Annotated in this window: 12 protein-coding genes; 6 read left to right on the plus strand and 6 right to left on the minus strand. The window is 71.4% G+C overall.

The annotated features are described in order from the left end of the window. Positions 1-61: 61 nt before the first annotated feature. From ACWGIH_RS03825 to ACWGIH_RS03845, 5 genes are all read left to right on the plus strand, one after another. Positions 62-547 (plus strand): single-stranded DNA-binding protein, encoded by a 486-nt coding sequence (locus tag ACWGIH_RS03825; RefSeq protein ID WP_453444494.1) that lies wholly within the window; start codon positions 62-64, stop codon positions 545-547. 423 nt (positions 548-970) lie between these two features. Beyond that, positions 971-2,356: a Cys-Gln thioester bond-forming surface protein gene (locus tag ACWGIH_RS03830; RefSeq protein WP_453444496.1), complete on the plus strand. Its 1,386-nt coding sequence runs from the start codon at positions 971-973 to the stop codon at positions 2,354-2,356. Between the two features lie 227 nt (positions 2,357-2,583). After that, positions 2,584-4,248, plus strand: coding sequence for an energy-dependent translational throttle protein EttA (gene ettA, locus ACWGIH_RS03835; protein WP_453444497.1), 1,665 nt, complete (start codon positions 2,584-2,586; stop codon positions 4,246-4,248). Positions 4,249-4,261: 13 nt separating this feature from the next. Next, entirely contained in the window at positions 4,262-4,708 is a 447-nt protein-coding gene (locus tag ACWGIH_RS03840) for an acyl-CoA thioesterase (protein WP_453444499.1), read from the plus strand. After that, positions 4,705-5,391 (plus strand): hypothetical protein, encoded by a 687-nt coding sequence (locus tag ACWGIH_RS03845; protein ID WP_453444501.1) that lies wholly within the window; start codon positions 4,705-4,707, stop codon positions 5,389-5,391. Before ACWGIH_RS03840 ends, ACWGIH_RS03845 begins: the two co-directional genes overlap by 4 nt. Before the next feature lie 33 nt (positions 5,392-5,424). Here ACWGIH_RS03845 and ACWGIH_RS03850 read toward each other — a convergent pair whose 3' ends face one another. Beyond that, complete coding sequence (locus ACWGIH_RS03850) at positions 5,425-5,838, minus strand: globin (protein ID WP_361835995.1); 414 nt, start codon at positions 5,836-5,838, stop codon at positions 5,425-5,427. Positions 5,839-6,006: 168 nt separating this feature from the next. Between ACWGIH_RS03850 and ACWGIH_RS03855 the strand changes: the two genes are divergently transcribed. Further along, positions 6,007-6,981: a methyltransferase domain-containing protein gene (locus ACWGIH_RS03855; RefSeq protein WP_453444502.1), complete on the plus strand. Its 975-nt coding sequence runs from the start codon at positions 6,007-6,009 to the stop codon at positions 6,979-6,981. Positions 6,982-6,999: 18 nt separating this feature from the next. Here ACWGIH_RS03855 and ACWGIH_RS03860 read toward each other — a convergent pair whose 3' ends face one another. The 5 genes from ACWGIH_RS03860 to ACWGIH_RS03880 form a co-directional block, all read right to left on the minus strand. Beyond that, on the minus strand, positions 7,000-8,277 hold the full coding sequence (locus ACWGIH_RS03860; RefSeq protein ID WP_453444503.1) for an FHA domain-containing protein: 1,278 nt from the start codon (positions 8,275-8,277) through the stop codon (positions 7,000-7,002). A 133-nt stretch (positions 8,278-8,410) separates the two neighbouring features. Further along, complete coding sequence (locus tag ACWGIH_RS03865; protein ID WP_453444504.1) at positions 8,411-9,754, minus strand: VWA domain-containing protein; 1,344 nt, start codon at positions 9,752-9,754, stop codon at positions 8,411-8,413. Between the two features lie 92 nt (positions 9,755-9,846). Next, on the minus strand, positions 9,847-11,226 hold the full coding sequence (locus ACWGIH_RS03870) for a PP2C family protein-serine/threonine phosphatase (protein WP_453444505.1): 1,380 nt from the start codon (positions 11,224-11,226) through the stop codon (positions 9,847-9,849). A gap of 2 nt (positions 11,227-11,228) precedes the next feature. Further along, a complete protein-coding gene (locus ACWGIH_RS03875) occupies positions 11,229-13,823 on the minus strand; it encodes a tetratricopeptide repeat protein (protein ID WP_453444506.1) in 2,595 nt (864 codons plus the stop codon). Next, on the minus strand, positions 13,820-15,139 hold the full coding sequence (locus ACWGIH_RS03880; protein WP_453444508.1) for a hypothetical protein: 1,320 nt from the start codon (positions 15,137-15,139) through the stop codon (positions 13,820-13,822). The genes ACWGIH_RS03875 and ACWGIH_RS03880 overlap by 4 nt, the downstream gene beginning before the upstream one ends. Positions 15,140-15,148: the final 9 nt, after the last annotated feature.

Raw genomic sequence — 15,148 nt, forward strand, 5'->3', positions numbered from 1 at the left:
CGAAGCCGCGGGACCGACCGCCGCGGCGGCGGAAGCAGAGTGGACGAGGGAGGGGTTCGGCATGAACGAGACCTTGGTGACGGTGGTGGGGAACGTCGCGACGACGCCGGTGTTCCGGGAGCTGCCCTCCGGGCCGGTGGCGCGGTTCCGGCTCGCGGTGACGGCGCGTTATTACGACGCGGGGCGCAACGTCTGGGCGGACGGCCACACCAACTTCTTCACGGTGTGGGCGAGGCGCTCGCTCGGCGCGAATGTGCAGGGCTCGCTGACGATCGGCGAACCCGTCATCGTGCAGGGCCGGTTGAGGGTGCGCGACGAGGAACGGGGCGGTCAGCACTGGACGTCGGCGGACATCGACGCGACGACCGTCGGCCACGATCTCTCGCGCGGGACGGCGGCTTTCCGGCGCGTGCTCAAGGCCAATGGGGCACTTACGGATCCTGCGGCGGCGCGCGAGCGGGGACTGAGCCACGATCCCGATCCCGGGCACGGAGCGACGCCCGAGTCGATGCCCGAACCGATGCCTGAGCCCGAGCCGGTGGGGTGATGGGCCGTCAGAGGGTGCGCGACCGATGTGCGGCTTATCGGCGAATGGGGGCCGTTGATTTGTCGATAAGCCTGGTTCTGAAAGGTTGTTGGCGATAACGATTCCGAGTCGGATCGGTTATCGAACGGCAGGACGGGGGACCGTGCTGTGCCGCGTCCCTAGGATGCCGAAGGTAGCTCACGGGGCAGTTGGTAGTGGATGCCACGCAGGTGGCAGGTGATTCTGCCCCTTCAATCTGCTGGCGGGACCACCCCCCTCGACGTGAACGGGTCCCGTCCGGAGGGGAATTCTGTGTCTTTTGCACGTTCAGTGGTTGCGGCGTTCTCGGCGTTCTCGGCGGTCCCGGCACTTTCGCCGCTGACCGGGGGCCGTGCGTGCTCTGCCCCGTCCCGGGGGAGACGGGGCGCCGCGCGTCTCGCCGCGGTGACGCTGGCGACCGGGGCCCTCGCGGCGGGCGCGATAGCCACCGCGGGTCCCGCCGCCGCGGAGGAGGTTCCGCAGCACCAGGGCGGAGCCGTCGCGACGCTGGGCGGGCTCCAGACGTACGACCAGGCCGTCATCCGTGAGAACGGGACGAGCCAGCAGGTGCCCGCCGGGCTCTTCGAGATGTCCGTGGACGGCGGCGGCACCCTGCAGTCGTACTGCGTCGACATCCAGAACCCCACGCAGAAGGACGCGAAGTACCAGGAGACCCCCTGGAGCGGCACTTCGCTGGGCAGTAACAAGGACGCGGGCAGGATTCGCTGGATCCTGCAGAACTCCTACCCGCAGGTGAACGACCTCGCAGCGCTGGCCCACAAGGCGGGTGCCCGGGCGCTCACCGAGCAGGAGGCGGCCGCCGGCACCCAGGTGGCGATCTGGCGCTACTCGGACGGAGCCGAGGTGGACGCGGTCGACCCGCAGGCGGAGAAGCTCGCGGACTACCTCTACAAGAACGCCCGCGGCGCGGCCGAGCCCAGGGCCTCGCTGACCCTCGACCCGCCCGCGGTCTCCGGACGCGCGGGGGAGCGGGTCGGCCCGGTCACCGTGCGGACGGACGCGGACGCCGTGTCCGTGACCCCGCCCGCGGACGCGGCGACCAGCGGCGTGAAGATCATCGGCAAGAACGGCAAGCCGGTCACCTCCGCGGCCAACGGCAGCCAACTGTTCTTCGACATCCCCGAGGACACCCCGGACGGCTCGGCGGCACTCACCGTGCAGGCGTCGACCACGATCCCGGTCGGCCGCGCCTTCGCCTCCGAGACCCGGAGCCAGACGCAGATCCTCGCGGGGTCCAGCGAATCCACGGTCTCCGCGACGGCGAGCGCGACCTGGGCCAAGAAGGGCGCGATACCGGCGCTGTCCGCCGAGAAGAACTGCGCCGAGAGCGGCGTGGACATCACGGCGAGCAACAAGGGCGACCGGCCGTTCACCTTCCGGCTCATGGGCCTCAAGCACACCATCGAGGCCGGTACCTCGCGGACAGTGACGATCCCGCTGCAGGAGGATCAGGCCTACGACTTCACGATCAAGGGCCCGAACGGCTACGAGAAGCGCTTCAAGGGCGTGCTCGACTGCCGTACCGAGGCCAGCGCGATCGGCAACAAGGCGGAGCCGGTGTCGGACCCGAGCCCCGCGTCGGCAGGCGGCACCAGCACGGGCGTCGGCGACCTCGCGGAAACGGGCGGCTCGAGCGCGACCCCGATGATCGCCGGAATAGCGGTCCTGATGGTGGTACTGGGCGCGGCGGCCATGTTCTTCCTCCGCAAGAAGCCGGACCCGACCGGCACCAGCACCAGCACCGGCACGGAACCGTCGACCGAGGCCTGAGCAAGAACCAAGGCGAGCCCCGAAAAGCGAAGCTCAAGACGAGCGCCCGGCAGTCCACGACTACCGGGCGCTCCCCCGTTGCGTGACAGCCAGTACCGGCTCAACTACCCAAGCGGCCGGTGAACGTCCAGGTCACGGCCCCCCAGCCATACTGGTTTCCCCCGGTAGGTGGACGTCAGGCAAGATGGGGTGTATCTGCCCACACACTGATTGCCGGACGGTTTCTCTTGGCTGAGTACATCTACACCATGCGCAAGACGCGCAAGGCGCACGGCGACAAGGTGATTCTTGATGACGTCACCCTGAGCTTCCTGCCTGGCGCCAAGATCGGTGTCGTGGGCCCCAACGGCGCCGGTAAGTCCACGGTGCTGAAGATCATGGCCGGGCTCGAGCAGCCGTCCAACGGTGACGCCTTCCTCTCGCCCGGCTACAGCGTCGGCATCCTCATGCAGGAGCCGCAGCTCGACGAGTCGAAGACGGTCCTGGAGAACGTCCAGGACGGCGCCGCCGAGATCATGGGCAAGCTCAGGCGCTTCAACGAGGTCGCCGAGCTCATGGCGACCGACTACTCCGACGCGCTCATGGAAGAGATGGGCAAGCTCCAGGAGGACCTGGACCACGCCAACGCGTGGGACCTCGACGCCCAGCTCGAGCAGGCCATGGACGCGCTCGGCTGCCCGCCCGGCGACTGGCCCGTCACCACCCTCTCCGGTGGTGAGAAGCGCCGCGTCGCGCTCTGCAAGCTCCTCATCGAGGCGCCCGACCTGCTGCTCCTCGACGAGCCCACCAACCATCTCGACGCTGAGTCGGTGAACTGGCTGGAGCAGCACCTCGCCAAGTACGCCGGTGCTGTCGTCGCGGTCACTCACGACCGGTACTTCCTCGACAACGTCGCCGAGTGGATTCTCGAGCTCGACCGCGGCCGCGCCCACCCCTACGAGGGCAACTACTCCACCTACCTGGAGAAGAAGGCCACGCGTCTCAAGGTCGAGGGCCGCAAGGACGAGAAGCGCGCCAAGCGCCTCAAGGAAGAGCTCGAGTGGGTGCGGTCCAACGCCAAGGGGCGCCAGGCCAAGTCCAAGGCGCGTCTGGCGCGCTACGAGGAGATGGCCGCCGAGGCCGACAAGATGCGGAAGCTGGACTTCGAGGAGATCCAGATTCCGCCGGGCCCGCGGCTGGGTTCGATCGTCGTCGAGGTCGAGAACCTGTCGAAGGCCTTCGGCGACAAGGTGCTCGTCGACGACCTGAGCTTCTCGCTGCCTCGTAACGGCATCGTCGGCATCATCGGTCCGAACGGCGCGGGCAAGACCACGCTGTTCAAGATGATCCAGGGCCTCGAGGAGCCGGACTCCGGCAGCATCAAGATCGGCGACACGGTCAAGGTCAGCTACGTCGACCAGGGCCGCGCCAACATCGACCCGAAGAAGACCCTGTGGGCCGTCGTGAGTGACGAGCTCGACTACATCAATGTCGGTCAGGTCGAGATGCCCTCGCGGGCGTACGTCTCCGCCTTCGGGTTCAAGGGCCCGGACCAGCAGAAGCCGGCCGGTGTGCTCTCCGGTGGTGAGCGCAACCGCCTCAACCTGGCGCTGACCCTCAAGGAGGGCGGCAACCTGCTCCTCCTCGACGAGCCGACGAACGACCTCGACGTCGAGACCCTGTCGTCGCTCGAGAACGCGCTGCTCGAGTTCCCCGGTGCGGCCGTGGTCATCTCCCACGACCGGTGGTTCCTGGACCGAGTCGCCACCCACATCCTCGCCTACGAGGGCGAGTCCAAGTGGTACTGGTTCGAGGGCAACTTCGAGTCGTACGAGAAGAACAAGGTCGAGCGTCTGGGCGCCGACGCGGCCCGTCCGCACCGTGCCACCTACAAGAAGCTCACCCGAGGCTGAGACCGGGACTGACATGAGTCGGCATATTTACAGCTGCCCCCTCCGGTGGTCGGACATGGATGCCTTCGGGCACGTCAACAACGCCGTCTTCCTGCGGTACCTGGAAGAGGCGCGGATCGACTTCATGTTCCGGCTCGCACCCGGGGATGGCAGCCCGTCGTTCGCGGGCGGGTCCGTCGTGGCCCGCCATGAGATCGACTACGTACGGCCGTTGGTCCACCGGCACTCGCCGGTGACCATCGAGTCGTGGGTGACGAAGATAGGCGCGGCCTCGCTCACCATCTCGTACGAGATCAAGGACCCCGAGCAGGTGTACGTGCGGGCCTCGACGATCGTCGTCCCGTTCAACCTGGAGGCGCAGCGCCCGCGGCGGATCACCGCCGAGGAGAAGGCCGTTCTCCTGACCTACATGGACGACGACGGCGATGTCGCCGGGAGTTCGGAGGCGCTCGTCGCATGACGGCGCAGCTGCACTTCGCCGACGCCGGGGAGGCGGGGGACCTCGCCGCCTTCCTGGCCCGGCTCATCCACTACGACAAGGCCGCGGCGGTCCGTCTTCAGGCGGCCGGTGACACGCTCGCCGTGTTCGGCAGGCCGCCGTCGTTCGAGGTGCTCGCCATCCGTACGGCGCGGCTCGCGAAGCCGTACGAGTACGGGATCGAGTCCTCACTCGATGTCACCGTCTCCGCCGGTGAACTCCTCGAATGCGTGGGGGAGTCGGCCCAGTCCGCCGAGTCGGCCGGGGTGGCCTCCGTGCCGCAGGCCGTCACCGGGCCGCCGTGGGCCGGGGTTCTTCCGCCGCGCGGCGGCTGGCAGCCCGAGCCCGGACTTCCGCACGTGGACGCCGTGCGGGGCCTCGTGGCGGCCGCGGTCGCCGAATTCAAGTCCCGCGTCGAGGAGTTGCCGCAGGAGCGGCGGGTCCGGGCCGAGCTCGACCGGCTGGGCCGGGAGATCTGGGCGCGGACCATCGGGGACACGGGCCTGCCCGTGCGGGCCGCGCATGCCGCGCAGGCCCTGGGGTTCCTGCGAGGGGACGCGCTCGACCTGCTGTCCTCCGGACCGTGGCTGCGGCTGCGCACGAACTACGGGTCGATCGCCGTGCGCCGGGCCGGTGTCGGCGGCCTCTCGGTGACGCCGGCCTGAGGGCCGGGCCACCGGAAGAGGCGTGCCGGGCCGTCAGCCCTCGGAGTTGACCATGGACGCCGCCGCGTACGTCAGGTAGTTCCACAGCGTCCGCTCGTGCTCCTCGGAGAGCTTCAGCTCCTCCACGGCGGCACGCATGTGCTTCAGCCAGGCGTCGTGCGCGGCCCTGTCGACGGTGAACGGGGCGTGGCGCATCCGCAGCCGGGGGTGGCCGCGGTTGTCGCTGTACGTGCGGGGGCCGCCCCAGTACTGCATCAGGAACAGCGCGAGGCGCTCCTCGGCAGGGCCCAGGTCCTCCTCGGGGTACATCGGTCGCAGCAGCGGGTCCTCCGCGACCCCCTGGTAGAAGAAGTGCACCAGGCGCCGGAAGGTCTCCTCGCCGCCGACCTGTTCATAGAAGGTCTGCTCCTGAAGCGTGCCGCGCGGGATCTCTATCACACCGTCCATGGTCTCAGACGGGGCGACCGAGGACGGAAGACTTAGGACCGCCCCCTTCCGGGAACGGGCCCGCGGCCTGCGCACCGGGACCGATCTCCTGCGCACCGGGACCGATCTCCTCCGGATCGGTACGTCCTGCCGCTCGCATCGCGGGCCATACCGCAGCACAGTGGCTCTATGGGACCCACAGTCGACCCGCTGATCGCCGCCGAGGCCGGAGCGGCCCTGGTGCGCGAGATCGAGGCAGGCGGCGCCTGGGCGCGGGACCCCGGACTGCGCGCGGCCTTCGAACAGGTCCCGCGGCACCTGTTCGTGCCGTACTACTACGTCACGTCGTCGGGCGGCGGCTACGAGCGCCTCTGGGGCGAGGACCCCGACCCCGGGCGCCGGGCACGCTGGCTGCGCGGCGCCTACGCGGACGCCCCGCTCGCCACCCGCGTACGCGACGGAGAGCTCCTCTCGTCCAGCAGCCAGCCCTCCCTGATGGCGAAGATGCTGGACGAGCTGGATCTGCGGGACGGGGACTGCGACGTCCTGGAGATCGGGGCCGGCACCGGCTACAACGCGGCCCTGCTCGCCCACCGGGTCGGCCAGGAGCACGTCACCACCGTCGACCTGGACCCGGAGATCACCGAGTCCGCACGGCGGCATCTGACGGCCGCCGGATACCACCCGGCCGTGGTCACCGGTGACGGAACCGCGGGGTGCCCCGAGCGTGCCCCGTACGACCGGATCATCGCGACCTGCACCCTGTCCTCGGTGCCGCGGCCCTGGCTGGCCCAGTGCCGTCCCGGCGCGCGCATCCTGGCCCCGCTGGCCACCGGCCTGATCGTCCTCACGGTGCGGGACGCCGAGCACGCCGAGGGCCGCTTCCTGCACACCCCCGCGTACTTCGTGCCGCTGCGGGGCGGCGGCAGAAGGGCCCCGCACGAGCAGCACCTCGGGGGGCTGCCGCGCAAGGCCCTGCAGAACGAGCTCTTCCGCTTCTTGCTGGAGCTGACCGCGGGCAGCCTCGACCCCTACGAGGCCCTCGCCCTGTGGCAGCGCGAGGACCGGCCGGTGCGCGAGCGGTTCGGGGTCACCGTCAGCGGGCCGCACGAGTGGGCCTGGCTGGACGACCCCGAAGGGCCGTACGCCTGGCCACTCGCCTGAACCCTCGGGACGCGTCCCTCAGCTGTGCCGGATCGTGATCGTCGTCCAGGCGCCCACGTGCACCCGGTCGCCGTCCTGGAGCGGCACGGGCACGAACGGCTGGATGGGCTCCTCGCCGTTGTTGACCGTGGTGCCGTTGGTCGAGTTCTGGTCGACGACCGCCCAGCTGCCGTCCGGCTGCTGGACGAGGACCGCGTGCTGGTGCGAGACGCCCGGGTCCTCCGGCGGCACCGACAGGTCGATGTCCGGGGTGTCACCGGTGGAGTGGCGGCGGCGGCCGATGGTGATCTGGTTGCCGGCCAGCGGGCGCTGCTGCTCGGGCGAGTACGCGGGCAGGTTCAGGCCCGACGCCTCGGGGCCGCTGCGGTGCATCATCGCCATGAAGTACTCGCGGTCCGGGCCGATCGTCGCCGACCAGGTGACCGTGCCGGTGCTGGGACCGGGCACCGCCTGATAACCGGGCGGGCCCTGGGGCGCCTGTGTCTGCTGCGGCGGCTGCTGGCCCTGCGACCGGCCCCACTCGCCCTGCTCGGGCGCCTGCGGGGCACCGGGAGCCGGAGAGGACTGAGAGGGCGGCGGGAGCATCCAGTCGTCGTCGCCGCCGAAGGACGGACCGCCGGGACCGGGCTGCTGCGGCTGCGGAGGCGGCGGGGTCCCCGTCTCCTGCGGGAACGCGGGCGGAGCCGGCGGACCCTGCTGCTGGAACGACTGCGGGGGGCGGCCCGACGGGTCGCCGCTGTAGGGCGGCGGGGGAGCCTCGCCGCCGTACGGCGGGGGCGCCTGACCGGACGGGTTGCCGTTGCCGAACGGCGGGATCGGCTCGGCGGGGCGGTTCATCTGCGAGGGCCGCGAGCCCTGGTAGCCGAACGGGTCCTGGCCGGGCTGGGTGCCGTGGGGCTGCCCGCCGGGCGGCTGCTGGAACTGCTGCGCCGGGTTCGGCGCCGGGTTGGGCGCCGGCGGGTGCGGGGCGGCCGGGGTGTACGAGGTGGCCGTGTTCGTCAGGAAGTTCCAGCGGCACTCCTCGCAGAACGGCGCGTTCGCCTCGCGGGGCGTGCGGCACTGCGGGCAGAGCTCGGGCTCGGCGGCCTGGTCCGGCACAGCCGACAGGTGCGAGTGGCCCGGGGCCTGCTGGGGGTATCCGTATCCGGCGTCCTGGCCGGGCCCCGGCGGCGGGTAGCCATAACCGGGCGCGGCCGGGGGCGGCGGGGGCGGGGGTACGGCACCGGCCATGCGGTGACCGCAGACCTCGCACCAGTCGTCGGAACCCGACTGGTGTCCGTTCGGGCAGGTCGGCATGTCGGCGCTTCCCCCTCTCCTTCTCCGGCCCAGAAGGCCGTACGTGCTGCTGTGGGGCTACTGATGGTCCTGCTGCGGAGCTACTGCTGAGTATGGGTGGTGCTACTTCTTCACGCTGCTACTTCTCACGCTGCTACTTCTTCACGCGAACGGTCTTCGTCGACCGCGTCTCGAGAGTCATCTCGTCGGCCTCGGCGACCCTCGCCTTCAATCGAACAGTACCTGCCACGGCATCGACCACGTCGACCACCTTCGAAAGCAGCTTCGCGGTGTCCTCGTTGCCCGAGGCGCTGGCGAGCTGGACGGCACGGCCCAGTTTGGCCGTGGCTCCGTCCATATCTCCCGACTTGCGCGCATCGAGGCCCTGCTGGATCACCTGGGCCAGTTCCGCCTGGCCCGTGTAGTGCGCCACCTGCGGATTGATCGACGTCGATGCGGTCATGTCATCCGTCCACACGGCCCGCACCAGTCCCTGCGAGAGCGTCTGGGCGCTGCCGTCCGGCTGCGGCACGATCAACGAGACACGGGCCGCGAGCATCTCCTGGCCGAGCTCGGCGTTCGGCACCTCGACACAGACGTGGTAATCGCGGGACTCGTCGCCCCAGGACCCGGTGGGATAGTCGCCGGCGCGCGGCCCCGCCTCCGTGCGACGGTCGGTCAACTCCTCGACCGTGGGCGCCACTTGCTTGACGAACTTGATCTCCGCGCCCAGCGGCGTCCACAGCCGCAGGCTGACGTCGGCGACCTCCTTGCCCATCGCCGCCTCCATCATCTGCGTGAAGTCGGCGGCAAGACCCGAGGGGTCGGCGACGATGTCGGCGGTGCCGAGCAGCGCGGAGGCGATGCCGGTGACCTCCTTGACCTCCCAGTCGGTGCCGACACCGCGGGCGTCGCAGGTGAAGCGGCCCGCGCAGGCGTCGAGGGAGGCCTGCAGATCCTCGGGTGACTCGTGTTCGTTGCGGCCGTCCGTCAGCACGATTCCGTGCCGGATGGAGACATCGGCCGAGGCGAGCAGCCGGTCGGCCAGGCGCAGCCAGGTGCCGATCGCCGTGCCGCCGCCCGCGCTGAGCTTGCGCAGGGCCTGCTTGGCCTGCTCCCGGGTGGCCGCGTCCGCGACCGCGAGGCCGCCGTTGCCCGGGTAGACCTCCTTGGCGACATGCGTGCCGCCGATCACCGCGAAGTGGACTCCGTCACGTACGGCGTCGATCGCGGCGGCCGTGGCGTCACGGGCGCCGCGCATCTTCGTCGGCGGGTAGTCCATCGAGCCCGAACAGTCGACCATGATCGCCACGGCCGCGTCCGGGGTCTGCCCCGCCGAGTAGAGGTGCGGGGCGCTCACCGCGGTCCCCACCGTGCCGCCGCCCGTCGAGGTGACCGTGGCGATCGCGTTGACCTCGCGGCCGCCCTCCGGCAGGTACTCGTTCTGATAGACGTCGACCGAGAACTGTGGCACGTTCGACTTCGAGAAATTGGCCATGGATCCCTGCTCCCCCTAGACGTTCCCACCGGCTTCCCCAAGCCGGTGGGTGACAAGTGCGCATGGGCGGCCCCCTGTTCGGGGGGCTTCCACTAGGCCGATCCTGCCCCTTGCGGCACGACACGGAACGGCAGAATCGCCACTGTTACGTTGTCGTGGCCCCCGCCGTCCAGTGCGTGGCCGACCAGGACCTGGGCGCTGTGCAGCGGGCGCTGGGCGGAGTCCACGGGCACGGCCCGTGCCATGTCCTCCACCGCTTCCGCGTAGTTCCAGAGCCCGTCGGTGCATACGACCACTACACCCGCACGGTCCGGCTTGAAGGAAGCGGTGTGCGGCTCGAGTTCGTACGCGTCGGCGCCGAGCCACCCCGTGATGGCGTGTGCGCGCTCGTCCGCGTACGCCTCCGCCTCGTTCATCAGACCCGCCGCCACCATCTGCGCGGCCCACGAGTCGTCCTCGGTGAGGCGGGCGGTCGGGCCGCTGCGGTCGTCGGGGACCCAGTAGGCACGGCTGTCGCCGACCCAGCCGACGACCAGCAGGCCACCGGCGGCGATCGAGCCGACGAGGGTGCACGCGGGGGCGTTCTGGTGCGGGGAGTGCTCCCTGGCCTGAGTGGGCTCGGCGGCAAGGGCGTTGACGGCGTCGGACGCCGCGAGGATCGCGTCGTGCATGGCCTGCTGCGGGTGCGTGCCGCGCGGCAGCGCGGCGAGCAGCGATTCGTTCGCCGCGCGCGAGGCGGCGAGTGAGGCCTCGTCGGGGCGGGTCGCGGACGAGACACCGTCGCAGACGATCGCGACGACGGCGGGGGATCCGTCCGGCAGCGCGGTCGACGAGATGGCGAACGCGTCCTCGTTGCGGTGGTGGCGAAGGCCGCGGTCGCTGACGGCGGCGACCGCGTCGAGCTCCTGCTCCATGTGGTCGCGCTCGCGCGGCTGCGCGTGCCCGCAGTTCTCGCAGTAGCCGTCCGGGTCCACGCGGCCCGAACGGCACGCCACGCAGAGCTTGGTGCCCGCGGCCGGCGTGGGGTCGGGCAGGGCCGTGCGGGGGTCGGCGGGCTCCGGCTGGGCGCCGGGGGCCGGCAGGGGGTACTCGTCCGGCTCGGCGGGGCGGGCCGCGGGGGCGTCCGTGCGAACCTCCCCGGCGTTCGGGGAGAGCGCGCCGCCGGACGACTCGGTGACCGGCAGATCGGTGGGCAGGTGCGCGGGCACCGGCATGTCGGAGCTGTCCACGTCCGGGGCTACGGGCCACTGCGACGACGCGCCGGAGGACGGTGCGCCGGAAGACGGTGCGCCGGAGGTCGGCGCCGGCGACGAGCCGTTCATCGCGACGGTGGGGCGGTCGTCGGACCCGGCCGGCTGCGCCGACAGGTCGTGACCGCACGCGCCGCAGAACAGGTCACCCGCTTCCAGCGGCTCTTCGCAGCCGGGGCACGTGGAACCTGCCCCGGCAGTCTGCTGGTGCATCTGCGACATCTTCACACCCACGTCCGAGGGCGGAAACGGTTGGCCCGCTCCACCAGTTCGATCCTTTCCTCGCCACCCTGTGCGAGCCGGGCAAGCGTTCGGTACGAGCGCTCCAGGCCGAACCGGAGGCCGCGCTCGTCCAGGTCGCTGCCGAGCAGCACGGTCCGCGAGCCGCTCGCCGGTGCAGCGGGTGCTGCCGGCGGGGCGGAAGCGTGACCAGGGTGCCTACCGGAGAGTACCCAGTCCAGCGCGGTGCCGAGGACCTCGGTGGAGAGCCGCTCGCGCCGCACCGCGTCGAGGCCGAAGCCCGCGAGGGCCTCCACCTGGCCCGCAGCGGCCGTCAGATCGTCGAGGAAGAGCGCTCCGGGTGACGGCGCGGTGTCCGACGTCATACGGTGCCGCAGCCTCGCCCGCACCGCCGCGACGCGGGCCGCGGTGTAGTGGATCGAGGCCTCCGGGACCGACTCCAGGGTGTGCACGGCACCGCGCCGGTCGCCCGCGGCGAGCTGCACCCGGGCCAGGCCGAACGCCGCGCTGACATAGCTCGGGTCGGTGGCCCACACGAGGCGGTAGTACTCGGCCGCGTTGTCCAGTTGCTCCAGGACCTCCGCGCAGACGCCCAGGGCCAGCTTGGGGGCGGGCTCGCCGGGGAACGCGTCGTACACCGCGTCGAAGGACAGCGCCGCGCTCTCGTGGTCGCCGGTCGCCAGCGAGGCGACGCCTCGGTACCAGACCACCCGCCAGTCGTCCGGATGCTGTGTCTCCAGCTCGGCCAACGCCCTTGCGGCGGGCTCCGGTTCACCCATGGCGAGGCGGGCACGCAGCCCGCGCAGCCGCAGCTCCACCGAGTCGCTGGGCGCGGCACGCAGCGCGGTGATCAGCTCGGCGGGCGCGGAGGCCATGAGTCCGGCGAGGAATCCGGCGTTCGAGTCGTCCGGGTCGACGCGCGGCACCGGCAGGGCGAGCGCCGTCGCGGGGGCGTCGAGCGGCCGCACGATCCGGGCCGGCGGCGCCGCGGGCGGCACGGGCGGTGCGGCGATCGCCGGGGTGCCGTTGGCCGAGCCCCGGCCGTTGCCCGCCGTCAGCTCGGCGCGCCCCTTGCGTCTCCCCGGGGGCAGCACACGCACCCCGAAGTGCGATACGTCACCCGTCAGTTCGGCGAACAGCTCCGTGTCCGTGACCTTCACCTCGGGCCCGAACAGCGTGGAGAGCGCGGGTCGCGGCCGCCCCGTCTGGAGGGCCACGACCTCTCTCAGGACACCGGTGAGCTGCTCCGCCATCTCCTGCGCCGAGGCGAACCTGCGGGCCGGGTCCGGGTCGGTGGCGCGGACGAGGAGGCGGTAGAACGACTCGTACGTACGGAAGACCTCGATGTTGTCGGGGTCCGGCAGGGAGTCCACGAAGACGTTCGTGTAGCCCTGGAAGTCGAAGGTGAGCACGGCCAGGGTGCGCGCCACCGTGTAGAGGTCGGAGGCCACCGACGGGCCGAGCTCGGCGACTTCGGGGCCCTGGTAGCCGACCGTGCCGTAGATCGCCGACTCTTCGTCGTCCATGCGGCGGACCGCGCCCATGTCGATCAGCTTGAGCTGGTCCTCGGTCTGGATCGCGTTGTCGACCTTGAAGTCGCAGTACAGGAGATTGCGGCTGTGCAGGTGCCCGAGGGCCTCAAGCGCCTCGATGCCGAACGCGCAGGCCTGCTCCACGGGCAGCGGGTCGCGCTTGCCCTGCGCCGTACGGCGTTCGTTGGCGATCTCCTTGAGGGACTTGCCGCCCACGTACTCCATGACGATGTAGCCGTCCATGGAGCCCGTGCGCTGGTCGAGGTGCTCGACGAAGTTGTAGATGCGGACGATGTTGCTGTGCTCGATCTCGGCGAGGAAGCGGCGCTCGGAGATCGCGGCGGCCATCGCGTCCTGGTCACCCGTGTCGAGCAGGCCCTTGAGGACCACCCAGCGGTCGGAGACCGCGCGGTCGACGGCGAGGTAGACCCAGCCGAGACCGCCGTGCGCCAGGCAGCCCACGACCTCGTACTGGCCGTGCACGATGTCCCCGGAGTTCAGCTTCGGCACGAACGAGTACGGGTGGCCGCACTTGGTGCAGAACCCCTCGGTGCGGCCCGGCCGGTCGCCGCGCGCGCGGCCCACCGACGCCCCGCAGTCGGAACGGGAGCAGAACCGCTTCCGCTCGGGAACCTCGGGGTTCTTCTGCACCGCCTGGCGCGGATCGGGGCGCGGCACCTCGGGCACGAGCACCAGACCCACGCCGAGCCTGCTGCGGGCGGACGAGCCGGCGGAGGGTCCTGAGCTGCGCACCGAGACCGAGCGGGACGTGGAGCTGCCGGACAGGGAGCGCGAGAGCCGCCCGGACACCGATCTGCGCGAGGACTGGGACCGCGACGAACGGGACGACGCACGCGAACTGGACCGGGAGCTGCTGCTGCCCGACCCCTTGCCGCCGCCGGTGATGCCGGTCGGGGGAGAGGACACCAGGCCGGTCGGTGAGACGACCGGGGCCAGGCCGCAGGTGTCGCAGTACAGCTCGCCGCCGCCCACGTCCTCGTACGACCCCGTGCATCCGGGTCGCTGGCACTTCTGCTGCTCGCTCATGCTTCCCCCCTCCGGTCGGTGGGACCGCCCTGTTGCGGGACCCTCGATGCGAGGACCTCGGCCGCCGCCTGCTGATAACGGAGCACCGCCTGTTCGGCGACGCGCAGATCGCAGGGCGCGCTCCACAGCATCCGGCGCGCCGCGTCGTACCGCTCGACCAGGAGCGGGTCCTCGGCGTGGCCCAGGCGGGAGACCTTCGCCTTGTAGGCGTCCAGGCGGCCGCGCAGCTCCGCGCGGACCGCGAGGGGCTGGGTGACGGCCGTCAACGACTCGCGGGCGCGCATCAGTTCGTCCTCGGCCTTCTCCTCGAGGGACTCCAGGAGCGGCGAGAGCCGGTGCCACTGGGCGTGTCTGCGGTAGTCGGACGCCATCGCGAGCTGTTCCTGCAGCGCGGTCGAGGGACCGCTGACGGCGGGCACCTCGGACGCCGCGATCTTCGCGAGGACCTCGCCGCGCGCCGAGCGTGCCTCGGCCAGGGTGCGGTCCGCGCGCGAGAGCACGTCACGCAGCCTGCCGAGCCGCAGCTCCGCGTCCTGCCGGACGGTGAGCACCGCGTCGATCTCGCGGCGTACGTCCTCCAGGGCGCGGGCCTCGCGGTCGTACCGCTCGGTGTGCGGACGGCCGCCGCCGGGGGCCGAACTGCCCTTCGCGGGCTGCCAGAAGGCCAGCGGGTCGGACACCACCTGCTCGCGCAGGAGCGTCAGCTCCGACGTGATCCGCTCCAGGTCGTCGCCCGCCGGATGCTCACCCGGGCGGACTCCCACGGAGTGGGCGAGCCGGCGGGTGCGGTGCAGCTCGGCGGCCAGGAGGTCGATCCGGGCGGGCAGCGCGGACCAGACCGCGTCGGCGGCGACGACCATGTCGAGCGAGTGCGCGTACAGGTCGTTCATCCGGGAGACGAGGTCGATGAGCGTGAAGCGCTCGGTGAGCTTGGCGGGTCCGGTGATCGAGGCCGACGGCGCGGGGGCGGCGCCGCCGGCGACGGTGACGCTCTCACCGCGCAGCAGCTCGGTCAGCTCCACCAGATCGTCCCGGTTGGGCCAGCGTCTGCGGGCCCGCACCTCGTGCGCCGCGCGCAGGGCGGCGGCGTACGCGTCGAAGTACGTCCAGAGCAGGGTGATCCGTTGTTCGGTGGACTGCCAGCGCTCCTGTGTGGTGCCGGTGAGACCGGCGCCTTCGAGGAGCCTGCGGCCCGCGTGATCCTGGAGGGCGAGCAGCGAGGTCTCGATCGCCTCGTGCTCTGCGTCGAGGCGCGCCAGCGCACGGTCCACCTCGTCCCGGTCCATCACCGGACCGGGGGGTCCCGCGACGCTCATCGATCACCT

Source organism: Streptomyces sp. NPDC054872 (assembly GCF_053610705.1).